A 26,943-nucleotide genomic window follows, 5' to 3' on the forward strand; every position below is an offset into this window, starting at 1 on the left:
CTCACCAGGTCGCACCGATGTTCAGGTAGATCTCGTAATCCGAGTCCGGATCGTTCAGGCCGCGCGCGATGTCCACGCGCACCGGGCCCACGGGCGAACGCCAGCGTGCACCGATGCCGACGCCGGTGTGCAGGTCGAAGTTCTGGTCGCGATCGTTCGGGTCGGACACTTCGCCGCCGAACTTGTTGAACGCATCGCCCGCATCGACGAACACCGCCGCGCCCCACGGGCCATCGTTGAAGTAGTGCTCGAATTCGGCAGAACCCGTGATGACGTACTTGCCGCCGATCGCGTACTTCTTGCCGTCCATGCCGATGGTGTTCGGGCCGACTTCGCGGAAGCCGTAACCGCGGATGCTGTTGTCGCCGCCGGCGAAGAAGCGCAGCGACGGCGGCATGTTGACCAGCGCGTTGGTGAACGTGCCGCCGGCTTCGGCGCGCAGGATCAGGCGATTGCCCGCGCCGATGCCCTGGTACCAGCGCGCCTGGCCCCAGGCCTGCGCGAAGTTCGCATCGGATCCGACGTTCTCCAGACCACCGCGCACTTCCAGCGTCACGCCGATGCCGTGGCGCGGAAAGATGCGGTCGTCGGTGTCGATGTATTCAGCGCGCAGTGACGGATACAGGAACGTCGCGTAGTTGTAGGCGGTGGTGACGAGCTCGTCGTCCTCGTTCGCGTTGTTGGCTTCGTCGGTGCCCGGATCCGGACCGTCGGCGCCGCCTTCGAAGGCCGCATACGCCCAGCGTTCGCGCAACGCGTGCAGCGCGGCGATCAGCGTCAGGCGACGACTGACCTGGCCGCTGCGGCTGGCGACGAGTTCGACCTTGCGCGTATCCATGTAGTCGGTCTGTTCGTCGTAGTACTGCGCGCTGAAGGTGTACCAGCCGTCCAGCCACGCGAACGCCGGGATGCGGTACTGCGCGGTCGCGGTCTTGCGCTTGGACGCCCAGTCGATCTGGCCCAGCGCCTTGTGGCCCCGATCGTTGACGTAGCGGCGCTCCATGCCCAGGCGCACGCCGGGGCCGCTGTCGGTGCCGTAGCTCAAGCCGGCGGTGTAGATCGTGCGCTTGGCCGGCGTCAGCGTGACGGTCACCGGCACCTGGTTGTCGACGGCGTCGTCCGGGCGCGGTTCGATCTCGATGCTGGAAAAGTAGTCCAGCCGCGCAAGCGATTCGCGGAAGCGGTCGAGCTTGCCCTGGTGGTAGTAGCTGCCCTGTTCCCAGTAGATGAGCTTGTCGAGCAGGCTGTCGCGGATGATCGCGTTGGGCGTCTGCTCGATCTCGATCGGGCCCATGTCGTAGCGCCCGCCGCTGCTCCACACCAGGTCGATGTCGGCGGCGCGCTCGGCGCGCGTGATCTCGACGCGGCGCGAACTGAAATCCGCATCGAAATAACCACGCTCGGCAAGGCGGCGCGTGATGCGCGTCTTGCTCGCCTCGTACAGCTGGTGGTCGAAGACGTCGCCGGCCTGCGGGCGGAACGCGGCCAGGTCCTGCGACAGGTATCGATCGTCACTGCCGTCGCCGATGATCGCGATGTCGGCGCGACGCACGCGCACGGGTTCGTCGAGCGTCACGTTGACGGTGACGGTGACGCCGGTATCGCTGTTGCCTTCGCGCGTGATCTCGATCTTCGGCGAATAGAAACCGAACGGTTCGAGCGCCTCGCGCGTTTCGTCCTCGGCCTCACGCACGAGGTACGCCAGGCGCCGGCCGGGCAGCTCCTCGCCGATCGCGTCGACCACCGACAGCGCGCCACGCACGTTCGCCGTCTTGGTTTCGTCGAGACCGCGGATGTCCACGGCCTTCACCTTCGCCGCATGCGCCGCGCCGGCGGTGGCAAGCAGCAGCGCGGCGATGGCCAGGACGCGGGGGAAGGTCGGCATGCGGGGAGGATAACCGGGGCGTGCGGCGAGGCTGGTTAACGGTCGGTGTAGGCGCGCACGAACGCGCGCCGCGATGCCGGGCCGCGCGGGCCCGGCGCGCGACGTCAGATCGACAGGTGTTCGATCGCCGCGACGCTGCCCAGGCGATCGGACAGGCGCTTGAGCAGCGCGAGGCGGTTGTTGCGCACCGCCGCGTCGTCCACGTTCACCATCACGCCGTCGAAGAACGCGTCGACCTGCGGACGCAGGCGAGCGAGGCGGCCGAGCGCGGTGACGTAATCGCGCGATTCCAGCAGCGGGTCCGTGTCGGTGATGGCGCCGTCCACCGCCTCCGCGAGTTCGCGCTCGGCGTTCTCGGCAAAGAGTGCGGCGTCGACGTTCGACGGCACGTCGCCTTCGACCTTCTTCAGGATGTTGCGGATGCGCTTGTTCGCCGCGGCCAGCGCTGCGGCTTCCGGCAGCTTGGCGAATTCGGCGATGGCGTTGAGGCGGCGGTCGAAGTCGGGCAGCGAATCGTGCGCGACGTTTTCCACCGCATCGAACTGCATCGACGCCACGCCGCGATCGGCGTAGTAGCCGCGCAGGCGGTCGTAGACGAACTGCGTGATGTCGTAGCTGCCGATCTCGGCGTGCCTGGCCGGCTGCAGTTCGAGCGCGCGCTCGATCAGCCCGTGCAGCAGCAGGTCGTGGCCGCCTTCCAGCAGCGTGCGCGCCAGCCCCAGCGCATTGCGACGCAGCGCGAACGGATCCTTGTTGCCGGTCGGCTTCAGGCCCGCGGCGAAACCGCCGGCGAGCGTGTCCAGGCGCTCGGCGATGGCGAGCACCTGGCCGAGCTTCGACGGCGCGATCGCGTCGCCGGCGAAACGCGGCATGTAGGCCTCGTCGATCGCATGCGCGATGTCGAGCGGCTCGTTCTCCACCGCGGCGTAATAACGGCCGGCGATGCCCTGCAGTTCCGGGAATTCGCCGACCAGGCGAGATTGCAGGTCGGCCTTCGACAGTTCCGCCGCGCGGCGCGCGGTCGCCGGATCGACGCCGACCTGCGCGGCGACGGCTTCGGCCAGCGCGGCCACGCGCGCGACCTTGTCGGCGATGGAGCCGAGCTTGTCCTGGTACTTCACCGTCGCGAGGCCGTCGTTCATCGACGCCAGTCCCTGCTTCATGTCCTCGACGAAGAAGAACTTCGCGTCGGCGAAGCGCGGGCGGATCACGCGCTCATAGCCCTTGCGGACCTCGGCCTCGTCCTTCGATTCGATGTTGGCGATGCCGATGAAGTGCTCGCTCAACTTGCCTTCGGCGTCGAGCACCGGGAAGAACTTCTGGTTCGCCTCCATCGTGGCGATCAGCGCTTCCTGCGGCACGGCGAGGAACTCGCGCTCGAAGCTGCACGCGACGGCCTTCGGCCATTCGGTCAGGCCGTTGACCTCTTCGAGGATGCCGTCGTCGATGCGCGCGACACCGCCGGCGGCGCGTGCGGTGTCGGTCACTTCCAGCACGATGCGCTCGCGGCGCTCGTCCGGATCGACCAGCACCTTCGCCCCGCGCAGGGATTCCACGTAATCGTCCGGCGTGGAGAACCACACCGGCTTGTCGTGCATGAAGCGATGGCCGCGGCTCATGCGGTCGGCGCGCGTACCGAACAGTTCGGCGTCCACCACGTCCTTGCCGAGCAGCATCACCAGCCAGTGCACCGGGCGCGCAAAGCCGTAATCGTGATCGCCCCAGCGCATCGGCTTGGGAATCGGCATCGCGGCGATGGCGTCGCGCAGGATGTCCGGCAGCAGCGCGGCGGTGCTCGCGCCCGGCTTCACCGAACGGTGCACGAAGCGCTCGCCCTTGTTGTCGGTGGTCTTTTCCAGCGTCGTCCAGTCGATGCCGGCCTTCGCGGCGAAACCCTGCAGCGCCTTGGTCGGCTGGCCGTCGGCGTCGAGCGCGATGTTGAGGTACGGCCCGAGCACTTCGGACTTCTGCTCCGGCTGCTCCAGCGCAACCGCCGGCAGGCGCACGGCGAGGCGGCGCGGCGTGTACAGCGGCTTGGCGCCGTCGCGGTCGAAGGCGACGCCGCGCTTGGCCAGGCCATCGAGGATACCGTCGAAGAACGCCTGCGCCAGCGCGGGCAGCGCCTTGACGGGGAGTTCTTCTGTGCCGAGTTCGATCAGGAGGGGGGATGTGGTGCTCATGCGGTTGCCTTGTTTTTTCTCTTCCCTTCTCCCTCCGGGAGAAGGTGCCCGAAGGGCGGATGAGGGTCGGCGAAGTGTCGGCGGTGGAAAGAGGATCGCAAAACAGCGCTCGGCGTTTCATTGAAGCGTCGCCACCACCGACAACACTTCGCCGACCCTCGCCCCAACCCCTCTCCCGGCGGGAGAGGGGCTTACGTCAAGCCGCCTTCGCGGCCTTCTTCAACACCGGGAAACCGAGCTTCTCGCGCTGCGCGTAATACGCCTCGGCGACGCCCTGGGCGACGCGGCGCACGCGCAGGATGTAGCGCTGGCGTTCGGTCACGCTGATCGCGCGGCGCGCGTCGAGCAGGTTGAAGCTGTGGCTGGCCTTGCAGACCTGGTCGTACGCCGGCAGCGGCAGGCCGAGTTCGATCAGCTTCAGCGCTTCGGCTTCGCACGCGTCGAAACGGTGGAAGAGTTCGGCGACGTCGGCGTGCTCGAAGTTGTACGCGCTCTGTTCGACTTCGTTCTGGTGGTAGACGTCGCCGTAGGTCACCGGCGTGCCATCCGGGCCGTACGTCCAGATCAGGTCGTACACGTTGTCGACGTTCTGCAGGTACATGCACAGGCGCTCGAGACCGTAGGTGATCTCGCCCAGCACCGGGCGGCATTCCAGGCCGCCGGCCTGCTGGAAGTAGGTGAACTGCGTGACTTCCATGCCGTTGAGCCAGACTTCCCAGCCCAGGCCCCAGGCGCCGAGCGTCGGCGATTCCCAGTTGTCCTCCACCAGGCGCAGGTCGTGCACCAGCGGATCCACGCCGAGCGCCTTGAGCGAATCGAAGTACAGCTCGACGATGTTGTCCGGGCTGGGCTTCATCGCCACCTGATACTGGTAGTAGCGCTGCAGGCGGTTGGGGTTCTCGCCGTAGCGGCCGTCGGTGGGACGACGGCAGGGCTGGACGTAGGCGGCATTCCACGGCTCCGGACCGAGCGCCCGCAGGAACGTGGCCGGATGGAAGGTGCCGGCACCGACCTCCAGATCGAGCGGCTGGATCAGCGTGCAGCCCTGGTCGGCCCAGTAGGCGTTCAGGCGCTGGATCAGTTCCTGGAAAGTCGGTCCCTGGAAGGTAGGTGCGGCCATGGTCTCGGTGGGGGTCCCGCAAAGCGGGTTAGTATAGCCGCGGGCCTTGATGCCGCTGGTTTTTTCGCACTTCCGCGGGGTCGGCGGCGCGGCCCGCACCTCTTCCGAAACGCCAGTGTCCGTATCGCCGTGAACACCCGACATACCCGGCCCTTCCTCATCCTCGAGACCGGACAACCGGTCGCTTCGATGCGTCGTCATCGCGGATTTCCGCACTGGATCCGCGTCGCCGCCGGGCTCGACGCCGACGAGGCGGTGGTGGTGAACGTCGAAGCCGGAGAAGCACTTCCCGCGCGCGAAGGTTTCGCCGGCACGATCATCACCGGCAGCGCCGCGATGGTCACCGAGCGACGCGACTGGAGCGAACGCAGCGCGCACTGGCTGCGCGACGCCGCGCAGGAAGGCATGCCGCTGTTCGGCATCTGCTACGGCCACCAGCTGCTGGCGCACGCGCTCGGCGGCGAGGTCGGCGTCAATCCGACCGGTCGCGAGATGGGCACCATCGACCTGCAGCTGCATCCGCACGCGGACGAAGACCCGCTGTTCAAGGGCCTGCCCGCGCAGTTCGCGGCACAGGCCACGCACCTGCAGACCGTGCTGCGCGCGCCGCAGGGCGCGACGGTGCTGGCGAAATCGAGCCAGGACGACTGCCACGCGTTCCGCTGGGGCGAACGCGCCTGGGGCGTGCAGTTCCATCCCGAATTCAGCGCCACGCACATGCGCGGCTACGTCCACGCGCGACGCGACGCGCTGCACGGCGAAGGCCGCTGCGCGAAGTCGCTGGCGCGCGCGGTCAGCGCCACGCCGCACGCGCGGCGCGTGTTGCGGCGCTTCGTGCGCCACGCACGCGGCCTGCACGGGCACTGAGGTTTCCGGCATCACCCTTCATGCGCGCGACGCGATCGCGCGCATTCCCCCACGCGTCACCATCGAAACCCTTCCCTCATGACGACTCACGCAACCGGCCCGCTGTCCGGGCTGACCTGGCTCAAGCGCGGCATCAACCTCGGTCGCCACAACGCGCGCGCCGTGTTCGGCGCGGCGGCGATCCTGATGATGGTGGCGACGCTGCCCAGCCTCCTGCAGCTGGCCGTGCTGTCGGTCCTGCAGCCCGACGCGAACGGGGCCATGGCCGTCGCCGCGGGCGCGCAGCTGCTGTCGATCGTGCTGCTGTCGCCTTTCATGGGCGGCTTCCTGCGGCTGATCGACGACACCGAACACGCCCGTCCCGCCTCGGCGAGCGACGTCTTCAAGCCGTTCCGCCACGGCGGCGATGCCGGGCGCCTGATAGGTTTCGGCCTTCTAATGACGCTGTACTACGTGATCATCGGCGTCGCGCTGATCACCGTCTTCGGCGACGGCCTGCTCGACTGGCTGACCAAGGTGATGACGCTGCAGGCGGCGGGCAACGGCCGCATCGATCCGGCGCAGGTGCCCGATGCACCCGAAGGCCTCGGCCGCCTGCTCGGCCTGGGTTCGATCCTGTTCCTGTTCCTGTCCGGCGTGTACGCGATCGGCTTCGGCCAGGTCGCGCTCGGCCGTCGTCCGGTGCGGCTGGCGATGGCCGACGGCGTCGTCGGCACGGCGAAGAACCTGCTGCCGATCCTGCTGCTGGCCGTCGTTATCGTGCTGGCCTCGATCCCCGTCGGCCTGGTGCTCGCGGCGGTGTTCGGCATCGTCGGGCTTATCGGCGGGATCATCCATCCGACGTTGGGCGCGGCGCTGATCCTGCCGCTGTACCTCGCGCTGATGGTGGTGATGTACGTGGTGATGTTCGGCGTCATGTACTACCTGTGGCGCGACGTCTGCGCTCCGGCGGACACGCAGGGCAACGGCCCGCCGCCGCCGTCGTCGTCGAACAATCACCAGATCGAGCTGTAAGCGACGCGCTTCCGCAGCCCGGGGACGCGACACGCCCCGGGTTCGCGACGAGCCGCGAATCAACCCAGCGCCCGCTCCACCGCCGCCTGCGCCAACGACGCCAGGCGGCCGGTCATCGCGATCGTCAGCGCCGCCGCGACGCCGGCCTGCAGCAGGATCCATCCACGCACCCACGCCGGAAGCGGCGCGTCCTCGCGGACCACGCGAGTGCCGCTGACGCGGTCGTGCAGCGCCAGGTACGTCGGCGGAACCGCGGCCATGACGTGGCCGATGTTGAGGGTCAGCCACGACAGCAGCCCCGCGAACTCACGCCCGATGGAGCGGAGAAGGCCCGGCGCCGCGCCATCGCGGTCCACCACGCGCAACCGCAGTGCCCGTTTGCCCGGGCTGCCCTGCCAGCGCGACTGCTCGCCGGCCACCTGCCACACCAGCATCGCCAGCGCGAACGCGAGCGTCGGCACGCACATCGCGCGCAGCAACGCCATTTCGAGCGCAGCAATGGCGGGTCGAATCGAGGGATCCGACGCCAGCGCGAACACGTCCGGCGCGCCGCCGGCGTCGAGCTGCCTCGCGACCGCGCCGTAGAAGGTGTCGAGCATCGCGACGAAGGATTGTTCGAGCGCGTGGAGGTCGTGCGCCACCCGGTCCCACAGGAACGGCGCGAGCAATGCGGCGATCAGCGCCGCATCGAGCGACCACGCCGCGTAGCGCGGCAACAGGCGCGCCGGCGCACTCACGCGGTGGGCGTCTGCCCGGAGGTGTCGGCATCCTCGCGCGGCTTGAGCCAGCGCGATGCCACGATGCCCAGCTCGTAGAGGATGCACATCGGGATCGCGAGCATCAGCTGCGAGACGACGTCCGGCGGCGTGATCACCGCGGCGACGACGAACACGCCGACGATGGCGTACCCGCGCGATTCCCTCAGCTGCTGCGGCGTCACCCAGCCCAGCAGCACCAGGATCACCAGCGCGACCGGGAGTTCGAAGCTCGCGCCGAACGCGAGGAAGATCACCAGCACGAAGTCGAGGTACTTGCCGATGTCGGGCGTCATCGCGACCACTTCCGGCGTGAACCGCGCCAGGAAGCCGAACACCGATGGCAGCACCAGGAAGAAGGCGAACGCGCAGCCGGTGTAGAACAGCGCCACCGCCGAAACCAGCAGCGGCATCGCCAGGCGCTTTTCGCGGTGGTAGAGGCCCGGCGCCACGAAGGCCCACGCCTGGTAGAGCAGCCACGGCATCGTCACCAGCAAGGCGGCGAAGAACGCGAGCTTCACCGGCACGAAGAAGCCGCCAGCCGGATCGACCGCCACCAGCCTGCCGCTCTCGGGCAGCGAGCTCAGCAGCGGCTGGGCGAGGATCGCGTAGATGTCGGCCGCGAAGGGCAAAAGCACGACGAAGATGAGCATCAACCCGGCGACCGCCCGCAGCAGGCGCGCGCGCAGCTCGATCAGGTGGTCGATCAGGCGCGGCTCGGCGCCATCGACGCCGGCCTCGTCACCGGAGTAGGTGTCGTGATCGCGGCTCATCGACGCGGCGCCCCGTCATCTGAAGTGGACGGGACGGGGCGCGCGAGCGGCACGGGTTCGGCTTCCGAATCGGTTTCCACCGGCAGGCCGTGGGCGTAGACATCGTCGCGGCTCACGCCCGGTTCGATGGCATCGTCGCGGAGCGCCACGTCGGGATCGGTCGCGGAGGCGAGCGAGCGCTCCTCGATTCCCGTGGACTCGGGCGTTTCCGCAGACGAGAGTTCGCCCGCGGGGGCCGGCGTAGTTTCGGTCAACGCCTCGGATTGCGCCGACGCACCGCGCACGTCGCGGTCGAGCGCGTCGAGCTCACGCTGCAGGGATTCCTGCTCGCGCTTGATGCGGTTTCGCGCCTCGTCGAGGCCTTCATTGAAGCCCTGCTGGGCTTCGCGGAGCGAGTCCTGCGTCTCGCGCAGGCTGCGCTTGAGCTCCTCGGCGGCCAGCTCGTTCTCGAGCTCGGACTTCACCGAGTGCCACTGCGCACGTGCGCGCCGGACCCACAGGCCGGCGAAACGCGCCGCCTTCGGCAGGCGCTCGGGCCCCAGCACCAGCAGGGCCACGATCGCGATGACGAAGATCTCGGAGAACCCGATGTCGAACATGGCCGCCGACCGCCAGGACGCCGCGCCGCGTCAGCGCGGGGTGCGGTCGTCGTGCTTGGTGCTTTCGCCGGACTTGGTCTCGTCGCGACGCTCGTCGCGCAGCTGCGCCGAGGGCTTGTCCGCATCCTCATCGCCGTCGCGCATGCCCTTCTTGAAGCCCTTCACCGCTTCGCCGAGGTCCTTGCCGACGTTGCCCAGGCGCTTGGTGCCGAACACCAGCACCACAATCACCAGCACGATCAGCCAGTGCCAAAGACTCAAACCGCCCATGAGGAATGTCCGCGGGAAAAAGTGGAGGGTCAGGATACCGCAGCACCATGACGGCCGCTGTCGTCTCCGCGCGTGCGGAGGGTTAAGAACGTGACGACTGCACGCCGGTCAGGGCAGCGGTTCGGCCTGAACCGGGCTTTCCACCGTCTCGAAGGCCGAAGGCTGCTGCGCCTGCTGCGGGCCGTGCAGGGGCGCGGTCGTGGCCGAGCCCGTCGCCGGGGCGGCGGAAACGCCGCCGCTCGAATGCACCGTCGCCGGGCTCGCCGCCGGCCGCGGCGCGGAGGCGCGGGCGTTCGCATCGGCGCTCGCGTTCGAACGGGCGGTGCGTGCGATGTTGCTGGCTTCCTCCAGGCGGTCGCGGAAATCCACCACTGCGGTCGACGGCTGCCCGTTCGCGCGGCCTTCGAAGATCATCCGCGGCGTGGTGTCGCGGCCGTAGACCGATTCGTTGGCCTCGTCGTCGATGGACAGCACCGCGCCGTCGAGCGCGATCCCGGCGAACAGGCCGCGCGCGCGCGACCACGACCAGATCTCGGCCTTGAGCTGGCCGTCCGTGGCGGTGCCCGCGTTGCGGCCGACCGGGCCCGCCGCGACGCCGGCGTCGGCGCCCAGGGTGACCTTGCCGTTGACGATGTTGTCCAGGCCGCGGTCGCTGCGGAACACCAGGACGATGTCGGCCGACTGCACGCCGGCCTGGAAGCCGATGCTGCCGCCGGTGAGCTTCACGAAGCTGGGGTTCGACCACGTGCCGTCGGGGTTCTTCACCGACAGCAGGCCGTGGCCGCGACGGCCGCCGACGACCAGGCCTACCTTGAGCGCGTCGGGCACGACCACGATCCCGCGCGCTTCGTCGAGCAGCTTGTCCGGAATGCCGGATTCGGGGATCTGCTGGATGTCGGTGAGCACGCGCACGGCCTGGCGCGCGCGATCGTCCTCCTGCTGGCCGGCGACCGCCGAGGTGGCGACGCCAAGGGCGAGGGAAAGGACGGCGATACGCAGCAGGGCAGGGCGCGGCAGACGGGACATGGCGGACTCCAGTGAAAACTCGACGATGCGCAGCTGGGGGAAATTCGAGCATTCGACCGCCGGCGCGGCAGTCGGTTCAGGCTAGTGATTCGGCAATGAATCCTTACCGAATCGGCGCGCACGTCAAGCGCCGAAAGTGCGACGGCCTCGCCTATCCTGAGCAATCCGGCGTGCGGATCGTGTCGCCGCCGGATCGCCGGCGCGCATCGGCGATGTGATTCGCGCCGGCCGGCGCAGCTGTCATCCTATGCGCATGCCCGCCTCCGCCAGCACCGACGCCGCGCTCGACGGCGCCCAGACTTCACCTTCTTCGGCCCCGCCGGACACCGCCCTTGTCCTGGTGAACCTCGGCACGCCCGACGCGCCGACGCCCGCCGGCGTGCGCCGTTACCTTGCCGAATTCCTGGGCGATCGCCGCGTCGTCGGCCTGCCGCGCTGGTTCTGGCTGCCGCTGCTGCACCTGATCGTGCTGCCACTCCGATCGAAGCCCGTCGCGAAGAAGTACGCGAGCATCTGGATGGGCGGCGAGGACGGCGGTTCCCCGCTGGCGGTGTACACGCGCCGGCTCGCGTGGGCGGTGCAGAACGAGATGCCGCAGCTGCGGGTGATCGACGCGATGCGCTACGGCTCGCCGTCGCTGGCGGCGCGCCTTCGCCAGCTGCGCGAGGCCGGCGTGCGCCGCGCGCTGGTGCTGCCGCTGTATCCGCAGTATTCGACGACGACCACCGCATCCGTCGACGACGTGCTCGCGCGCGAACACGCGCTGCCCACGCGGCTGGTGGAGAACTACCACCTCGACGACGGCTGGCTCGATGCGGTGGCCGATTCGATCCGCGCGCATCGCGCGCAGCACGCCGCCGGCGAACACCTGCTGTTCTCCTTCCACGGCCTGCCGCAGCGGCTGATCGACGAAGGCGATCCGTACCAGCGTCATTGCGAAGCGGGTGCACGCGCCATCGCGAAACGACTGGAACTCGCCGACGACCAGTGGAGCCTGAGCTACCAGTCGCGCTTCGGTCGCGACAAATGGCTGGAGCCGAGCACGCAGCAGACGCTGCATGCGCTCGCCGCGCGCGGCGTGCGCAACGTCGACGTGGTCGCGCCGGGGTTCGCGGTGGACTGCATCGAGACGCTGGAAGAAGTGGCGATGATGCTCGCCGAGGATTTCGCCGAACACGGCGGCACGCTGCGCTACATCCCGTGCCTCAACGATTCGCTTCCGCACGCACGCGCCCTGGCCGGCATCGCCCGCCAGGAACTGCACAACTGGATCTGAGGCACCTGCACCCGATGCCCGCACGCGGCCTGCACGACTTCACGCTCGACACCCCGACCGGCCGCATCGCCGGGCTGCGCAGCGAGCCCGGCGGTGCGCGCGTCATCGCGCTTCACGGCTGGCTCGACAACGCCGCCAGCTTCGTGCCGCTCGCCGAACACCTCCACGGCATCGAACTCGTCGCGCCCGATCTGCCGGGACACGGCGCCAGCGCGCATCTCGCGCCGGGCGCGGATTACTCCTTCGCCGCCGCGGTGAATGCGGTGCTCGACGTCGCCGACGCGCTGGGCTGGGAGCGGTTCTCGCTGCTCGGTCATTCGATGGGTGCGGGCATTTCCAGCCTCGTCGCCGCCGCGTGCCCGCAGCGCGTGGAGCGCCTGGTCGCGATCGAGGCGCTCGGCGCGCTCGCCGAAGTGCCCGAGCGCACCGTGTCGCGCCTGCGCGAAGCCATCGCCGCGTATCGCGCACTGCGCGGCAAATCGCTGCGCGTGTTTCCCGACATCGCCATCGCGATCCGCGCACGCATGGCCGCCGGCGCGAACGTCGGCAGTCGTCTGGAAGAACGCGCGGCGCGGTTGCTCGTCGAACGTGGCGTGGTGCCGGTGGAAGGCGGGTTCACCTGGTCGAGCGATCCGCGCCTGACGCTGCCGACGATGCAGCGCATGACCGAGCCGCAAATCCGCGATCTCGTCGCCGGCATCGAATGCCCGACGCGCGTGATCTTCGCCGATCCCGCGCAGCCGTACCTGCCCGACGCGTTGCGTCGCGAACGCGCGGCGTTGCTGCCTGCAGGCGAGCTCATCGTCATCGACGGCAGCCATCACCTGCACATGGAACAGCCCGGGCGCATCGCCGAAGTGATCGGCGATTTCTTCGTGCGCGGATGACGCGCCGCTAGACCTTCCCGCACAAGGCGCGCAGCGTCGCCTTAAGGCGCCGACCTTCGGCGTGGAAGTAATCGCGTTCCTCGCGCCACTGCGGGCAACGCGCTTCCACCTCGCGCCAGAAGCTGCGCGAATGGTCGGCGTGGATGAGGTGGCAGAGTTCGTGCACGAGCACATACTCGAACGCGCCCGGTCGCGCGAGCACGAGCGAGAGGTCCAGCGCCATCGAGCCGTCGGGCGCGAGCGAACCCCACTGCGACGACATGATCTTGAACGTCACCCGGCGTGGCGCGCGCGGCAGCGCCGGCAGGTAGCGCGGCATCCAGCGGCCGACGTCGGCACGGCCCTGCGCTTCGAGGAAATCGCGAACCGCGCGCCGCACGGCCGTATCGCCGGCGCGCGCGGGATGCGTGAACACCAGGTCGCCCGTGCCGTCGTTCGCGTGATCCAGCCGCGTGAAACGGCCGGCCTGCCAGCGCACGTCATGCAGTGCCCCACGCAGCGGGAGCTGCACGTCGACGCCCGGTTCGAGCGAGGGTACGCCGTCGATGGCGAAGCGTTCCAGCTGCGCGGCGAGCCAGTCGCGATGCTGCGTGACGAAGCGATCGGCGGTGGCCAGGCTCGCGCGCATCGGGATCGTGAGGCGCGCGCCGCGTTCGTCGACCGACAGCTTCATCCGCCGCGCGCGCGGATCGCGCACGCGTTGCAGCGGGACGGTGCGGCCGTCGGACAGTTCGATGTCGAGCGTTTCGCGCTCGACCGTGCGCGGCGTGGGCGCGAACAGACGGGCGAGGGGGCGCGGCGGGGACGGCATGCCAGCATCTTAGCGATGCTGCGTGACGATGTGCGCCGTAGCGGCGCACACATTGCGCGATGCGCGAAGTCCGCAGCCCTTCACCGCACGGAGAAGGGCCCGGCGTGATTCAGGCTTCGGCCTTCGACAGCTTCAGCGCACCTTCCAGCACCGTGAACAGGCGACGGAACTCGCCGGCCATCAGCACGAAGCGGGCGTCGAGCTCGGCGCGGAGGTCGTCGCGTTCGGTCGATTCCAGCTCGTCCACCGCGCCGTCGAGCAGCTTGAACTTGCGCACGACGAGGTCTTCTCCGAGGACGAACGAAACGTGATCGTCCAGCGTCAGCGCCAGGCGCGTGACCTGCTTGCCCGATTCCAGGTGCTTGGTGATCTCGTCGCTCTGCAGCTCCATGCGCTGCACCTTCACCACCGCGCCCTGGTCGATGGGATCGCGCAGTTCGCACTCGTCGCCCAGCGAGAGGCCTTCGGGCAGCGGCTCGCCGGCGACCCAGCCGGTCAGCACCGAGCGCGGCGCCACTTCGGCGTTCAGCGGGAGCGCCGGGAAACTGCCGAGCGCGCGGCGGATCTCGCTCACGACGTTCTCGCCGGACTTGCGGCTGGAGGTGTCCACGGCGACCACGCCCAGGCCGGTGTCGATGAGGGCGTCGGTGCGGCTGGGCTTCACGAACGCGCGCGGCAGCAGGTCGGTGATGAGCTCGTCCTTGATGCGCTTGCGCGTCTTGCCGCCGGGCTTGCGGCCTTCCTTCGCCTCGATCTCCGACAGCTTCTTGTTGAGCATGTCGTTGACGACCGAGCCTGGCAGGATCTTGTCCTCGCCGCCGACGGCGAGCCACGTCGCGTCGCTGCGCTTGTGCGACATCTCGTCGGAGTCGCGCCCGAACGGCGAGATGAAGCCGCGGCTGGACAGTTCCAGCGGGCCGACCGCGCGAAGCTGGCATTCGGTCAGGCCGCTGTCGAGGTCGTCGAACTTGGTGGTGGTGGGGAAGCGGAACAGCGTCAGGTTGCGGAAGAACATTTAGGGTCCCGTGAAGTTTCAGCTCCGTCATTCCCGCGATAAGCGGGAATCCAGTGCCTTGATCGCGTACGGCGTGAAGTCGCTGGATCCCCGCTTTCGCGGGGATGACGACATCAATCGGATGGGTTATGGAGCGTCCTGCGCGTGCGGCTCGCCCGCCAGCCACGCATGTGCGTCCGGCATCGGCGCATCGCCATTGCGACCGAGCGCGAGGAAATCGAACAGCTTCGGATCGCCGAGCTGCGATGGACGGATGTCGCCGAGCGCGCGCGCGATGGTCTCGATGCGGCCGGGCGTGTCGCGCTCCCATGCGTCCATCATCTTCTTGACCTGCTTGCGCTGCAGGTTTTCCTGCGAGCCGCACAGGTTGCACGGGATGATGGGAAAACCCTTCGCATCGGCATAGGCGGCGATGTCGTCCTCGCGCACGTAGGCGAGCGGGCGGATCACCACGTGCTTGCCGTCGTCGCTGAGGAGCTTGGGCGGCATGCCGGCAAGCTTGGCGTGGAAGAACAGGTTCAGGAAGAACGTTGCGACCAGATCATCGCGATGGTGGCCGAGCGCGATCTTCGTGAAGCCGTTCTCTTCGGCGTAGGTGTACAGCGCACCGCGGCGCAATCGCGAACACAGCGAACACATCGTCTTGCCTTCCGGCACCACGCGCGTGACGACCGAATAGGTGTCCTGCTCGATGATGTGGTACGGCACGCCGATCGACTTGAGGTATTCCGGGAGCACGTGCTCGGGGAAGTCCGGCTGCTTCTGGTCGAGGTTCACCGCCACCAGCTCGAACTTCACCGGCGCCTTCTGCTGCAGCTGCAGGAGGATGTCGAGCATCGTGTAGCTGTCCTTGCCGCCGGACAGGCACACCATCACCTTGTCGCCGTCCTCGATCATGCCGAAGTCGGCGATCGCGCGGCCCACCTGGTGGCGCAGGCGCTTGGCGAGCTTGTTGTTCTCGTGCGCGCGACGTTGCGCGCGGTGGGCGAGTGGCTGGGGTTCCAGCAAGGGCAGGACGGTACTCATGGACCGTCCATTCTACCGGCGCGGCCGCGGTGACGCTGGCCGCGAGGGCGCGTTAAGCTTCCGGCATGACCGAAAGCGACGATCCCGCCGTGCTCGCGCACCAGCTGGCCGAACTCCGGCTCGAACACCGCGACCTCGACGCGGCGATCGAACGCCTTTCTCGGCTGCCCGACGCGGACGAGCTGACGGTCAAGCGCCTGAAGAAGCGCAAGCTGTGGCTGAAGGACTGCATCGCGCGGCTGGAAAGCGCGCTGATCCCCGACGAGCCGGCCTGAGCGCGGCTCGTCGCCCACGCCGGTCTATCCGAGCAGCATCCGCACGATCCCCGCTGCCGCCTCGCGGCCTTCGTACGCCGCCGTCACCACCAGGTCCGCGCCGCGCACGCCGTCGCCGCCGGCGAAAACGCGCGTGTTCGTCGTCTGGAACGGCAGCGCCGCCGTCGCCCGACGCGAACCGCAACCCGACGGCGGCTGCGTCACGCGGATGCGGCCGTTGTTTTCGAGTTCGATGCCGTGTGCCGACAGCCATTCCGGCGGATCGGGCTGGAAGCCGAACGCGATGATCACCACGTCGGCCGCGAGCACCGATTCGCTTCCCGGCACGAGTTCCGCGTTGCGTCGGCCCAGCGCGTCGGGTTCGCCCAAGCGCGTTTCGGCCACGCGCACGCCGGTGACCTCGCCGTCGTCGCCCAGCAGCGCGAGCGGCTGGCGGTTGAAGAGGAACTGCACGCCTTCCTCGCGCGCGTTGGCGACTTCGCGCGCCGAGCCGGGCATGTTCGCCTCGTCGCGACGGTACGCGCAGGTCACGCGCGCCGCGCCCAGTCGCACCGCGCTGCGCACGCAGTCCATGCCGGTGTCGCCGCCGCCGAGCACCACCACGCGCTTGCCGTGAAGGTTGGGCAGGGCGACGCGATCTTCCCAGCCGGCGATCGGCTTGCCCTGCGCTTCGTCGTCGCCATGCACCAGGCGTCCGTTGTGCACCAGGAACGGCAGCGCCGGCAGCACGCCCTTCAGGTCCTGTCCCGGCAGGCCGCCGTCGGTGTAGCGATAGCTGCCCAGCCCGAGGAAAACGGCATCGAACTCCGCGAGCAGGTCGTCGAGCCCCGCGTCGCGGCCGATCTCCACGCCGAGGCGGAACTGCACGCCCATGCCTTCGAGCACGTCGCGCCGCGTCTGCAGCACCGACTTCTCCAGCTTGAAGCTGGGAATGCCGAAGTGGAGCAGGCCGCCGATCTGTTCATAGCGATCGAACACGACCGCTTCAATGCCCGCACGCGCGAGGCGATCCGCGCACGACAGGCCGGCGGGACCGGCGCCGATCACCGCCACGCGCTTGCCGGTTGCGGCGACCTTCGACAGGTCCGGTCGCCAGCCGTCGGCCAGCGCGCGATCGCTGATGTATTTCTCGACCGCGCCGATGGTGACCGCGCCGAAGCCGTCGTTGAGCGTGCAGCTGCCTTCGCACAGGCGATCCTGCGGGCATACGCGGCCGCAGATTTCCGGCAGCGGATTGGTTTCGTGCGCGAGCGCGGCGGCTTCGAAGATGCGGCCTTCGCGCGCGAGTTCCAGCCAGTTCGGAATGTAGTTGTGCAGCGGGCATTTCCAGCTGCAGTACGGGTTGCCGCAGTCCAGGCAGCGGCTGGCCTGGTGCTTGGCCTCGGCTTCGCCGAAACGGCCGTACAGTTCGCCCCAGTCGCCACTGCGGCGCAGCTCCAGCGGGATGCGCGACGGCATCTGCCGGGGCGTCTCGCGGAAGGCGAACACGGGCTTCTTGGTGTCCATCTTGCTCACGCCGCTCTCCGCAGGTTTTCGGCCAGCGATTCCAGGCTCGCCGCCTTAGGCTTGACCAGCCAGAACTTGCCCAGGAAATCGCGCATCTCGTCGAGGATCTTCCGCGCCCACACGCTGCCGGTGAGCTGCACGTGCGCCTCCAGCAGTTCGCGCAGGTGCGAGCGGTGGTTCTCGAAACCGTCGGACGCGATGCGCAGGATGTCGATGAGTTCGTGGTTGTAGCGATCGACGAAATCGCGCTCGGTATCGAGCACGTACGCCATGCCGCCGGTGAAGCCCGCGCCGAAGTTCAGGCCCGTGCGGCCGAGCACCGCGACCACGCCGCCGGTCATGTATTCGCAGCAGTGATCGCCCGCGCCTTCCACCACCGCCGTCGCGCCGGAATTGCGCACGCCGAAGCGCTCGCCCGCGCGACCGGCCGCGTAGAGTTCGCCGCCCGTGGCGCCGTACAGGCAGGTGTTGCCGATGATCGGCGTCTCGTGTGCGGTGTAGCGCGCGCCCATCGGCGGACGGATCACGATGCGCCCGCCCGCCATGCCCTTGCCAACGTAATCGTTCGCTTCGCCGTGCAGTTCGAACTGCAGGCCACCGGCGTTGAACGCGCCGAAGCTCTGGCCGGCGGTGCCATCGAAGCGAAGCGAAATCGGCGCATCGACCATGCCGCGATCGCCATGCAGCCGCGCGATGCGGCCCGACAGGCGGGCGCCGATGCTGCGATCGGTGTTGCGGATCGTGTACGCGTACGCGCCGCCGCGCTTGCTCGCGATGGGCTCGGCCAGGTCGACATCGAGCTGCGCCGCCAGGCCCGTCGCATCGGCCGACGGCTGCGGCACGCCGCAATGGCCGCCGTGCGCGAGGCCGCTGCCGGCGAGCAGCGGCGCGAGGTCGAGCTTGTGCTGCCGCTCGCCGTCGCCTTCGAGCTGCTTCAGAAGATCCGTGCGACCGACCAGTTCGCCTAGCGTGCGCACACCCAGCTGCGCGAGCCAGAAGCGCACTTCCTCGGCGAGCAGGCGGAAGAAGTTCTCCACGCGGTCGGGCAGGCCGGTGAAATGCTCGCGACGCAGCGCGTCGTCCTGCGTCGCCACGCCCGTCGCGCAGTTGTTGAGATGGCAGATGCGCAGGTACTTGCAGCCCAGCGCGATCATCGGCGCGGTGCCGAAGCCGAAACTTTCCGCGCCCAGCAGCGCGGCCTTCACCACGTCCAAGCCGCTCTTCAGGCCGCCGTCGGTCTGCAGGATCACGCGATCGCGCAGGTCGTTCGACACCAGCGCCTGGCGTGCTTCGGACAAGCCGAGTTCCCACGGCGTGCCGGCGTAGCGGATCGACGAGATCGGACTCGCGCCGGTGCCGCCGTCGTGGCCGGAGATGGTGATCAGGTCCGCGCCGGCCTTCGCGACGCCGGTGGCGATCGTGCCCACGCCCGCGTGCGAGACCAGCTTCACCGACACCAGCGCCTGCGGATTGACCTGCTTGAGGTCGAAGATCAGCTGCGCGAGATCCTCGATGGAATAGATGTCGTGATGCGGCGGCGGCGAGATCAGGCCGATGCCCGGCATCGCGTAACGCAGGCGCGCGATCAGTTCGTTGACCTTGTGGCCCGGAAGCTGGCCGCCTTCGCCGGGCTTGGCGCCCTGCGCGACCTTGATCTGCAGCACTTCGGCGTTGACAAGGTATTCCGGCGTCACGCCAAAACGCCCCGACGCGATCTGCTTGATCTTCGACACCTTGTCGGTGCCGTAACGCGCCGGATCCTCGCCGCCTTCGCCGGAATTGCTGCGCCCGCCCAGGCGGTTCATCGCGATCGCCAGGGCCTCGTGCGCTTCGGGCGACAGCGCGCCGAGGCTCATCGCGGCCGAATCGAAGCGGCGCACGATGGCCGAAACGGGTTCGACGTCTTCCAGCCGTATGCCTATAGCGTCAGACGTATCGACGTCGAGCAGGTCGCGCAGCGCGGCCGTGGGGCGTTCGTTCACCGCGGCGGCGTAACGCTGCCAGTCGCTCCAGTCGCCGGTGGATACGGCGCGCTGCAGGTTCATCACCACGTCGGGATTGAACAGGTGGTATTCGCCGCCCGGCGTGTACTTCAGCAGGCCGCCGATGTTCGGCAGGGCGTTCGCGTTCCATGCGTGTTCGGCGAGCGTGGCCGCGTCCTCGTGCAGTTCGGCGAAACCCGCGCCGCCGATGCGCGAGGGCGTGCCGGCGAAGCACAGGTCGACCACTTCGCGATCCAGGCCGACGATCTCGAACAGCCGCGCGCCGCGATAGCTGCCGATGGTGCTGATGCCCATCTTCGAGATGATCTTCAGCAGGCCCTTCTTGATGCCGCGCCGGTAACTGCGGCCGATTTCCGCGACCTGCCCGTGCTTGGTCTTGAGGATGCCGCGCACGCCGAGGTCGTGCAGCGTCTGGTACGCGAGGTACGGATACACCGCCGTGGCGCCGACGCCGATCAGGCAGGCGAAGTGATGCGGATCGCGCGCGGTGCCGGTCTCGACGATGAGGTTGGATTCGCAACGAAGCCCCGCGCGCACCAGATGCTGGTGCACCGCGCCGGTGGCGAGCAGCGCGTGCGCCATGAGCCGGCCCTCGACCGGATAGCGGTCGCTCAGCACCAGCAGCACCTTGCCGTCGCGCGTTGCGGTTTCGGCCTCGGCGCAGATGCGTTCGAGCGCGGCCTTCAGGCCTTCCTCCGGTGCGTAATGCAGGTGGATCAGCGCGTGCGCGTTCTCGTACTGCTCCATCGCCAGCATCTGCCGCAGCTTGCGCTGCGAGAGCACGGGCGAGTTGAGATGGATGTGGTCGACGTTGCCGGGGCCGTCGACGAACACGTTGCCCTCGCGACCGAGCTGCGTCGCCAGCGACATCACGCAGTCCTCGCGCAGCGGGTCGATCGGGGGGTTGGTCACCTGCGCGAATGCCCTGGCGGAACTGGTCGTACAGCGGACGCACCTGCTGGCTCAGCACGGCCATCGGCACGTCGTCGCCCATCGAGCCGACCGCTTCCTGCTCGGTTTCAGCCAGCGGACGCAGCACCTGCTCGCGTTCCTCGCGCGTGAGCTGGAACAGCTTCTGGAAGCGCGTCAGCGTCTCGCTGTCGAAGGGTTCGGCCGCGAGCGCGGGATCGATCAGCTCGGTCTGCAGGTAAGTCACGCCCTGCTTGAGCCAGCGCTTGTACGGGGCGCGCGCGCGGTTGATGCGGTCGATCGCCTCGCTGTCGAGCACCTCGCCCAGGTAAAGATCCACCGCGATCATCTCGCCCGGCCCGAGCTTGCCCTTGGCCTCGATTTCCTCCGCCGGGCGCTCCCACACGCCGGCCTCGGACGCGATGAGGAAGTGGCGGTCGCGCGTGCGCATCCAGCGCGCCGGGCGCAGGCCGTTGCGATCGAGCGTGCACGCGGCGTAGCGGCCATCGACGGTGACGATGCCGGCCGGGCCGTCCCACGGTTCGGTATTGAGCGCGTAGTACTCGTAGAACGCGGCGAGGTCGGCGTCCTTGTATTCCAGCGATTGCGTCGCCGGCGGGATCAGGATGCGCATCGCCTTCAGCAGGTCCATGCCGCCGGCCTGCAGCAGCTCGAGCATGTTGTCGAGCGATTGCGAATCCGAGCCGTCCATCGTGATGACCGGATCGAACTCGGTCAGCTCGAGGTTCGGCGTGCGCCACACGTGTGCACGCGCCTGCGCCCACGCGCGGTTGCCGGAAATGGTGTTGATCTCGCCGTTGTGCGCGAGCAGGCGGAACGGCTGCGCGAGCGGCCAGCGCGGCGTGGTGTTGGTCGAAAAACGCTGGTGGAACACGACGACGCTGGCGGCCAGGTCGCTGCGTTGCAGGTCCGGATAGAGCTGCGAAAGCCGGTTCGGCAGCACCATGCCCTTGTAGCCGATGCTCGCCGTGGACAGGCTGACGACGTAGAAGTCGGGAAGCTCGCGCAGGCGCTGTTCGGCGCGACGGCGCGCGAGGAACAGCGAGCGCTGGAAGCTCGCCGCATCGAAGGCGCCGGCGGGCTTGACGAAGATCTGCTCGATGCGCGGCATCGTGCGCTTGGCGAGCTCGCCGCATGCGTCCAGATCGACCGGCACGACGCGCCAGCCGGCGACGTCGACGCGTTCGCGCTGCAGCTGCGCGGCGAACTCGTCCTTCGCGCGCGCCGCTTCGGTTTCATCGTGCGGAAGGAACACCAGGCCCGAGGCGTAATGCGCGCCGAGCGCGATGCCCGACTCGCGCGCGAGCGCGCGAAGGAACGCGTCCGGTTGGCGGATCAGCAGGCCGCAGCCGTCGCCGCTGAGTCCGTCGGCCGCGATGCCGCCGCGATGCGTCATGCGCACCAGCGCCTCGATCGCGCGATCGACGATGGCGCGGCTGGGCGCGTCGTCGAGTTGCGCGATCAGGCCGAAGCCGCACGCATCGCGCTCATCGCGTGGGTCGTAGAGACCGACAGGGCCGGGGCGGTACTGCTGCTGCATCGTCGCTCCATCGCGGATTCACCGCTGGGTTGCTGTGCGAAACACGACAACGAACCTGGCAAAAGCACACTCGAAACCGGGGAATTGCGGCGACGACGAAGGCGGTCCGCTCGCGCGGTCCGGCCTGCCTCACCACCCTGGTTCAACCGAATAAATCACACTTTGTGCGATGCGGCAAATGTCCGGCGGCGCGCACGCGGCACGACGCATTCGGCGTTTCAAGTCGTTGATCGCGCGGGGGAAACTGCGCGACATGCGCGGGCGTTTGGTAACGATTGAAACCATTGGCGCGGCGGGTGCGCGCGGGCGTCGCGCGGTAGTGCTTTGCTGCGACTGCCGAGCTCGTCTTTGCTGTCATTCCCGCGAAGGCGGGAATCCATCTGTCCGATGTGTCATGCCATCCGGAAGCGTCATGGGTTGCCTAAGCTGTCATTCCCGCGAAGGTGGGAATCCATCTGTCCGATGTGTCATGGCTCGCGAAGGCCTTGATGTGCCGGAAGGATGGATTCCCGCCTTCGCGGGAATGACAGCCTCAAAGCGGCAATGACCGCGGCGAGCGGGGCTCGACGGCCTGGTAATGCACAGCTGCTTTTGGGGCGCAAAGAAGCGAAGCGCTAAACTTCCGGCTTCTTTCGACCCATCCCCGGCCCCCGTGACCGACACCGCTCCCGCGACGGGCGCGCGCCGCCGCGCCGCGCTCGTCTTCATCTTCATCACGATCCTGATCGACGTGCTGTCGTTCGGCCTGATCATCCCGGTGCTGCCGCACCTGATCGAGCAGTTCGCCGGCGGCGACACCGCGCACGCGGCGTACTGGGTGGCGGCATTCGGCTTCCTGTTCGCGGGCATCCAGTTCGTGACCTCGCCGATCCAGGGCGCGCTGTCGGACCGCTTCGGCCGCAGGCCGGTGATCCTGCTCTCGTGCCTGGGCCTCGGGCTCGATTTCGTGTTCATGGCGCTGGCGCCGTCGCTGACGTGGCTGCTGGTCGGACGCATCATTTCCGGCATCACGTCGGCCAGCTTCACCACGGCCAACGCCTACGTCGCCGACGTCACGCCGCCCGACAAGCGCGCGAAAAGCTACGGTCTGCTCGGCGCTGCGTTCGGCGTGGGCTTCATCGTCGGCCCGCTGATCGGCGGTGCGCTGGGCGAAGTCGATCTGCGCCTGCCGTTCTGGTTCGCCGCGGGACTGGCGCTGCTCAACTTCTGCTACGGCCTGTTCGTGTTGCCCGAATCGCTGCCGCCGGAGCGCCGCAGCCCGCGTTTCGACTGGTCGCATGCTAATCCCATCGGCTCGCTCGGCCTGCTCAAGCGCTATCCGCAGGTGTTCGGATTGGCCGCAGTGGTGTTCATCGCGAACCTCGCGCACTACGTGTACCCGAGCGTGTTCGTGCTGTTCGCCGACTACCAGTACCAGTGGGGCCCGCGCGAGGTGAGCTACGTGCTCGCGATCGTCGGCGTGCTCAACGTGATCGTGCAGGCGGGACTGGTCGGCAAGGCGGTGCACGCGCTGGGCGAACGACGCGCGCTGATGCTCGGCCTCGCGTGCGGCGCGATCGGCTTCGGCATCTACGGCTTCGCGCACGTGGGCTGGATGTTCCTCGTCGGCCTGCCGATCTCGGCGATCTGGGGCCTGGCCGCGCCGTCGACGCAGGCATTGATCACGCGACAGGTGGGACCGGAAGTGCAGGGCCGCATCCAGGGCGCGCTGATGAGCCTGGTGAGCCTGGCCGGCATCATCGGCCCGGTCGTGTTCGCCGGCAGTTTCGGCTACTTCATCGACGACCGCGCGCCGATGCATTTGCCGGGCGCGCCGTTCCTGATCGCCGGCATCCTGCTGGCGGTGGCGGTGGGCATCGCGTGGCGGTACGCGCGCGTGCCGGCGACGACGCCGGCAGCGAGTGTGGTCGAGCCGGGTTGATGCGATAAAGCTTTGAAGCTTTGAAGCTTTGAAGCTTTGAAGCTTTGAAGCTTTGAAGCCCCTCTCCCCGCGGGAGAGGGGTTGGGGTGAGGGGTAACGAAGGCTCACAGGTGAACAGCAGGTGCCTGTATGCACTGCGGTTTGCTTCAGTCGCACCGTGCCTAAAGCGGCTTCGCGCAAGCTGTTTCGTCATCACTCCGCCGACCCTCACCCCAACCCCTCTCCCGGAGGGAGAGGGGCTCGAGTCCGATGTCGAGAGGCGAGACGCGAGACGCCTTAACACCCCATTGCCGCCAACTTCACCGCCTCGCGTGCGCCGCGACGCCACACTCGGGATCCACGCGACGACCAGGATCCCCGCCATGCCCAAGTGCGATACCTGCGGCAACGACTACGACAAGGCGTTCACCGTCACCATGCCGCACGGCAGCGGGACGTTCGACTCGTTCGAATGCGCGATCCACAAGCTCGCGCCCACGTGCGAACACTGCGGCTGCCGCATCATCGGGCACGGCGTCGAACACGATGGCAAGTTCTGGTGCTGCGCGAGTTGCGCCAAGCATTCGGGCATCACGGGAATCGACGACCGCATCTGACGCGCGCGTGCGGCGCGCCGCTCAGTCTTCCAGTGCCGTGAGCTGGTCGCCGGGGAAGGGCAGCAGCGCCCAGAACGCGACGTCCTCATGCGCCCACTCGAAGGCGGCTTCGTTGAGGATTTCCAGGAACGTGTCGAAGTCTTCCGGATACGTCTCGCGCCATGCACCGGCGTGTTCGATCAGCCAGACATAACCGGGCGCGGTGCGCCACGACATGTCGCGCAGCACGTCCGACAGCGCATCCCAGTTCGCGCCGAACCCTGCGGGAAAACCGCCGGCCTTCGCCAGGCGCGTCATCAGGTCGGCCTTGTCGACGCAGTCGGACAGGTCGACGCGCATCACCGCGAAATCGAGCCCGGCCGCCGTCTGCGCCATCGCCTCGCCGTCGCGGTCGTCGATGAAGTAGGCGCCACCGTGTTCGGGGTCGGCGAGGATCGTGCGCAGGTCGACGGCGCTCATCGCGTCTCCTTCGATGGCCATTCGAAGCGGCGGAAGCTCTGGTAGTGATCGGCCGTGTACCAGTATTCGACCGGCGGATCGCCGCCCGCGATGATCCGTCGCGCGCCGCGCGTATCGGCGCCGGGCGTGGGCACGGTGTATTCGCGGTAATAACCGCGCGGCTGCTGCGGCAGGCGGCCTTCGCGATTCTGGAACACGCTTCCGTCCTGCCGGTACGGATGCGCCGCGCCGCTGGCAATGCGCTCGAGCACCGCATGTGCTTCCACCGGCAGGAACGCCGGATAGCCGACCTGCGCCGCACGCTGCGCGGTGACCGGCGGCGCGTCAGCCGTGCGCAGTTCGCCGTCGCCGGCACGCCTGGTCCACGCCCACAGGGCGACCAGCGCGATGAGCGCGACGAGCCAGATCGAATGCGAACGGCGCACGAGCGATCAGCCGAGTGACGCGTCAGCCGCAGCGGATGCCGGTGATCGCGCCGCGGTCGTTGACGTCGACGTTCACCCGATCCTCGCGGAAATCCATCGTCGCCATCTGGCCCGGACGCAGCACGCGCGCGTCGCGGCTGCCGGTGCCCTGCAGGATGCGGTTGACGACGTCGTCGTTGACGGCCGAGCCGATCGCCCAGCGCGCGCCTTCGGCATTGCACTTGCCGGTCGGCGCGGTCGGTCCGCCGGCGACCGGCGTCGTGGATGCACAGCCGGCCAGCGATGCGGCAGCCAGGACGGTCAGGCACAGGATGATGCGGGTCATGGGATTCTCCTTGTCGTGGTCGGGCGCACCGTGCGCCCGGACGCGTGTTCAGGGTGTAAAGGATAGCGGCGCTTCTGCTCCCTCCCCTGCGAATGCAGGGGAGGGTTGGGGAGGGGTTAAGTGCCAAATGGGCGCTCACGCAACGAGTGCGGCGCTCGTGATCTGCAATTGCCTCGTTGCATCGCATGCCCCGACCCTCACCCCAACCCCTCTCAGCTCTGCACTCCCTTCGGTCGCCGGTGGGAGAGGGGCTCGACGCACTGAGAGGGGCTTACTGACGCGGGAACTCCGCCTCGAGAATCGAATACCCCGCGTCACGCATGCCCAGCGCTTCGTAGGTCTTCTGCGCGTTGGTGTTCTCGCGTTCGACGTACAGGCGCAGGCCGACCACGCCGGGCGTGCCGCGCGCGAGTTGTTCGACGTGACGGTACAGCGCGGTGAACACGCCCATGCGGCGGAACTGCGGCGGCACGTAGACGCTCTGGATCCACCACCAGTCGCCGTTGCGCCAGTCGCTCCACTCGCGCGTGAGCATCAGCGTGCCGGCGGGCGCAGCGATGGTTTCGCGACCGGCGACGGCGGATTCGTGCATCGCGACGAAGTAGCGCGCCTTCGCCGGGTCGGCGATGCCCGCTTCGACGCCTGCGCGCACGGTCTTCTCGTCGAGTTGCTTGTGCTCGGTTTCCTGCGCCATGGCGACGGCCCACTGCGCGAGCAGGTCGCGGTCGTGGGCGTGCGCGGCGCGGATGCGGAGTTGGGACATGGCGTCGGTGATGAGGGAAGAAAACGACGGCTGTCAGCGCGTCACGGTAATGACGCCGCACGCCACGCGACCACCCGCATTGCCGGTCGGCTGCGTGCGGTAGTCGTCGGCCGCGGCATGCACGATCACCGCCTTGCCGGCGACGTCGTTCGCCGCGCCGCCGCCGAGCGTCACGCCTTCGGCATGGGCGTTCACCTGCGCGACGCCCTCGGCGTTGGCGACCAGGTTGTCCATGTCGCCGCCGTGGTGCGCGCCGCTGCCGACCTTGCCGTGCGGCTGCGCGGCCGGGTTGAAGTGGCCGCCGGCGCTGCTCGCATCGGCCGCGCTGCAGTCGCCCTTCTCGTGGATGTGGATCGCGTGCGTGCTGCCCGGCGACAGGCCGCCGACTTCGCCCGTCAGGTGCACGCCGTTGCCCATCGGCACGACGGTCAGCTTGCCGCTCACCAGGCTGCCCGACGCCGAAGCGAGGTTCACCGTGGCGGACTTCGCGGTCGATTGCGCGGCGGGCGCGGCCGGCGTCGTTGCACTCGCGGCGGGCGCCGTCGACTTCGTCGGCGCGGACGAGCTGCAGGCCGACAGCGCGAGCACGGACGCGGCGAGCAGGGCGGGGGTGAGGGCGGTCTTCATCGGCTTCTCCTTGCGAAAACGGACAACGGTGTCTGGTTCCTGCCCCTCCCGCGTGCGGAAGGAGCGCCC

At 68.6% G+C, this 26,943-nt stretch carries 25 protein-coding genes and 1 pseudogene; 7 read left to right on the forward strand and 19 right to left on the reverse strand.

What is annotated here, in order from left to right:
- Position 1 precedes the first annotated feature (1 nt).
- From ABIE51_RS01235 to glyQ, 3 genes are all read right to left on the reverse strand, one after another.
- Positions 2-1,885: an autotransporter assembly complex protein TamA gene (locus ABIE51_RS01235; protein WP_192631934.1), complete on the reverse strand. Its 1,884-nt coding sequence runs from the start codon at positions 1,883-1,885 to the stop codon at positions 2-4.
- A gap of 104 nt (positions 1,886-1,989) precedes the next feature.
- Positions 1,990-4,065: a glycine--tRNA ligase subunit beta gene (gene glyS / locus ABIE51_RS01240; RefSeq protein ID WP_192631935.1), complete on the reverse strand. Its 2,076-nt coding sequence runs from the start codon at positions 4,063-4,065 to the stop codon at positions 1,990-1,992.
- A gap of 196 nt (positions 4,066-4,261) precedes the next feature.
- Positions 4,262-5,185 (reverse strand): glycine--tRNA ligase subunit alpha, encoded by a 924-nt coding sequence (gene glyQ, locus ABIE51_RS01245; protein WP_192631936.1) that lies wholly within the window; start codon positions 5,183-5,185, stop codon positions 4,262-4,264.
- A gap of 129 nt (positions 5,186-5,314) precedes the next feature.
- Between glyQ and ABIE51_RS01250 the strand changes: the two genes are divergently transcribed.
- Positions 5,315-6,052, forward strand: a complete 738-nt coding sequence (locus ABIE51_RS01250; RefSeq protein WP_354503169.1) for a glutamine amidotransferase — start codon at positions 5,315-5,317, stop codon at positions 6,050-6,052.
- 78 nt (positions 6,053-6,130) lie between these two features.
- The gene (locus ABIE51_RS01255) at positions 6,131-7,066 is read left to right on the forward strand and encodes a hypothetical protein (protein ID WP_192631937.1); all 936 of its coding nucleotides are present in this window, start codon (positions 6,131-6,133) and stop codon (positions 7,064-7,066) included.
- A gap of 59 nt (positions 7,067-7,125) precedes the next feature.
- Here the strand turns inward: ABIE51_RS01255 and ABIE51_RS01260 are convergent, their stop codons facing one another.
- From ABIE51_RS01260 to ABIE51_RS01280, 5 genes are all read right to left on the reverse strand, one after another.
- Complete coding sequence (locus ABIE51_RS01260) at positions 7,126-7,803, reverse strand: RDD family protein (protein WP_192631938.1); 678 nt, start codon at positions 7,801-7,803, stop codon at positions 7,126-7,128.
- Positions 7,800-8,594, reverse strand: coding sequence for a twin-arginine translocase subunit TatC (gene tatC / locus ABIE51_RS01265; RefSeq protein ID WP_115844753.1), 795 nt, complete (start codon positions 8,592-8,594; stop codon positions 7,800-7,802). Before tatC ends, ABIE51_RS01260 begins: the two co-directional genes overlap by 4 nt.
- Complete coding sequence (gene tatB / locus ABIE51_RS01270; RefSeq protein ID WP_192631939.1) at positions 8,591-9,193, reverse strand: Sec-independent protein translocase protein TatB; 603 nt, start codon at positions 9,191-9,193, stop codon at positions 8,591-8,593. Before tatB ends, tatC begins: the two co-directional genes overlap by 4 nt.
- A gap of 30 nt (positions 9,194-9,223) precedes the next feature.
- Positions 9,224-9,463: a Sec-independent protein translocase subunit TatA gene (gene tatA / locus ABIE51_RS01275; protein WP_115844751.1), complete on the reverse strand. Its 240-nt coding sequence runs from the start codon at positions 9,461-9,463 to the stop codon at positions 9,224-9,226.
- 108 nt (positions 9,464-9,571) lie between these two features.
- Complete coding sequence (locus ABIE51_RS01280; protein WP_192631940.1) at positions 9,572-10,489, reverse strand: lipid-binding SYLF domain-containing protein; 918 nt, start codon at positions 10,487-10,489, stop codon at positions 9,572-9,574.
- 253 nt (positions 10,490-10,742) lie between these two features.
- Between ABIE51_RS01280 and hemH the strand changes: the two genes are divergently transcribed.
- Both hemH and ABIE51_RS01290 read left to right on the forward strand, forming a co-directional pair.
- Positions 10,743-11,765: a ferrochelatase gene (gene hemH, locus ABIE51_RS01285; RefSeq protein ID WP_192631941.1), complete on the forward strand. Its 1,023-nt coding sequence runs from the start codon at positions 10,743-10,745 to the stop codon at positions 11,763-11,765.
- Positions 11,766-11,779: 14 nt separating this feature from the next.
- Positions 11,780-12,652: an alpha/beta fold hydrolase gene (locus ABIE51_RS01290; protein ID WP_192631942.1), complete on the forward strand. Its 873-nt coding sequence runs from the start codon at positions 11,780-11,782 to the stop codon at positions 12,650-12,652.
- 7 nt (positions 12,653-12,659) lie between these two features.
- Here ABIE51_RS01290 and ABIE51_RS01295 read toward each other — a convergent pair whose 3' ends face one another.
- From ABIE51_RS01295 to ttcA, 3 genes are all read right to left on the reverse strand, one after another.
- The gene (locus ABIE51_RS01295) at positions 12,660-13,463 is read right to left on the reverse strand and encodes a M48 family metallopeptidase (RefSeq protein WP_192631943.1); all 804 of its coding nucleotides are present in this window, start codon (positions 13,461-13,463) and stop codon (positions 12,660-12,662) included.
- A 109-nt stretch (positions 13,464-13,572) separates the two neighbouring features.
- A complete protein-coding gene (locus ABIE51_RS01300) occupies positions 13,573-14,478 on the reverse strand; it encodes a recombination-associated protein RdgC (protein WP_115844743.1) in 906 nt (301 codons plus the stop codon).
- 126 nt (positions 14,479-14,604) lie between these two features.
- On the reverse strand, positions 14,605-15,504 hold the full coding sequence (gene ttcA / locus ABIE51_RS01305) for a tRNA 2-thiocytidine(32) synthetase TtcA (protein WP_192631944.1): 900 nt from the start codon (positions 15,502-15,504) through the stop codon (positions 14,605-14,607).
- Between the two features lie 65 nt (positions 15,505-15,569).
- Between ttcA and ABIE51_RS01310 the strand changes: the two genes are divergently transcribed.
- The gene (locus tag ABIE51_RS01310; protein ID WP_115844739.1) at positions 15,570-15,779 is read left to right on the forward strand and encodes a YdcH family protein; all 210 of its coding nucleotides are present in this window, start codon (positions 15,570-15,572) and stop codon (positions 15,777-15,779) included.
- A 24-nt stretch (positions 15,780-15,803) separates the two neighbouring features.
- Here ABIE51_RS01310 and ABIE51_RS01315 read toward each other — a convergent pair whose 3' ends face one another.
- The 3 genes and pseudogenes from ABIE51_RS01315 to gltB (ABIE51_RS19300) all read right to left on the reverse strand — a co-directional run.
- A complete protein-coding gene (locus ABIE51_RS01315) occupies positions 15,804-17,285 on the reverse strand; it encodes a glutamate synthase small subunit GltD family protein (protein WP_192632561.1) in 1,482 nt (493 codons plus the stop codon).
- 5 nt (positions 17,286-17,290) lie between these two features.
- On the reverse strand, positions 17,291-20,158 hold the full coding sequence (gltB, locus tag ABIE51_RS19295; RefSeq protein WP_502913321.1) for a glutamate synthase large subunit: 2,868 nt from the start codon (positions 20,156-20,158) through the stop codon (positions 17,291-17,293).
- Positions 20,159-20,270: 112 nt separating this feature from the next.
- Positions 20,271-21,758, reverse strand: a pseudogene (gene gltB / locus ABIE51_RS19300) (glutamate synthase large subunit); the annotation flags it as partial.
- Positions 21,759-22,410: 652 nt separating this feature from the next.
- On the opposite strand from gltB (ABIE51_RS19300), the gene ABIE51_RS01325 reads away from it, so the two are divergent.
- The gene (locus tag ABIE51_RS01325) at positions 22,411-23,679 is read left to right on the forward strand and encodes a TCR/Tet family MFS transporter (RefSeq protein WP_354503178.1); all 1,269 of its coding nucleotides are present in this window, start codon (positions 22,411-22,413) and stop codon (positions 23,677-23,679) included.
- Between the two features lie 362 nt (positions 23,680-24,041).
- Positions 24,042-24,275 (forward strand): metallothionein, encoded by a 234-nt coding sequence (locus ABIE51_RS01330; protein WP_115844733.1) that lies wholly within the window; start codon positions 24,042-24,044, stop codon positions 24,273-24,275.
- A 21-nt stretch (positions 24,276-24,296) separates the two neighbouring features.
- Here the strand turns inward: ABIE51_RS01330 and ABIE51_RS01335 are convergent, their stop codons facing one another.
- The 5 genes from ABIE51_RS01335 to ABIE51_RS01355 form a co-directional block, all read right to left on the reverse strand.
- Positions 24,297-24,734 carry a barstar family protein gene (locus ABIE51_RS01335; RefSeq protein WP_192631947.1) on the reverse strand — a complete coding sequence of 146 codons (438 nt, stop codon included), beginning with the start codon at positions 24,732-24,734 and terminating at the stop codon, positions 24,297-24,299.
- Positions 24,731-25,159: a guanyl-specific ribonuclease gene (locus tag ABIE51_RS01340; RefSeq protein WP_192631948.1), complete on the reverse strand. Its 429-nt coding sequence runs from the start codon at positions 25,157-25,159 to the stop codon at positions 24,731-24,733. Before ABIE51_RS01340 ends, ABIE51_RS01335 begins: the two co-directional genes overlap by 4 nt.
- Before the next feature lie 22 nt (positions 25,160-25,181).
- Entirely contained in the window at positions 25,182-25,484 is a 303-nt protein-coding gene (locus tag ABIE51_RS01345) for an I78 family peptidase inhibitor (RefSeq protein ID WP_115844727.1), read from the reverse strand.
- Between the two features lie 271 nt (positions 25,485-25,755).
- Positions 25,756-26,247, reverse strand: coding sequence for a GNAT family N-acetyltransferase (locus ABIE51_RS01350; protein WP_192631949.1), 492 nt, complete (start codon positions 26,245-26,247; stop codon positions 25,756-25,758).
- A gap of 33 nt (positions 26,248-26,280) precedes the next feature.
- On the reverse strand, positions 26,281-26,874 hold the full coding sequence (locus ABIE51_RS01355) for a superoxide dismutase family protein (RefSeq protein ID WP_192631950.1): 594 nt from the start codon (positions 26,872-26,874) through the stop codon (positions 26,281-26,283).
- Positions 26,875-26,943: the final 69 nt, after the last annotated feature.

The organism is Lysobacter sp. OAE881 (assembly GCF_040546665.1).
Classification (GTDB): Bacteria; Pseudomonadota; Gammaproteobacteria; order Xanthomonadales; family Xanthomonadaceae; genus Lysobacter_J; species Lysobacter_J soli.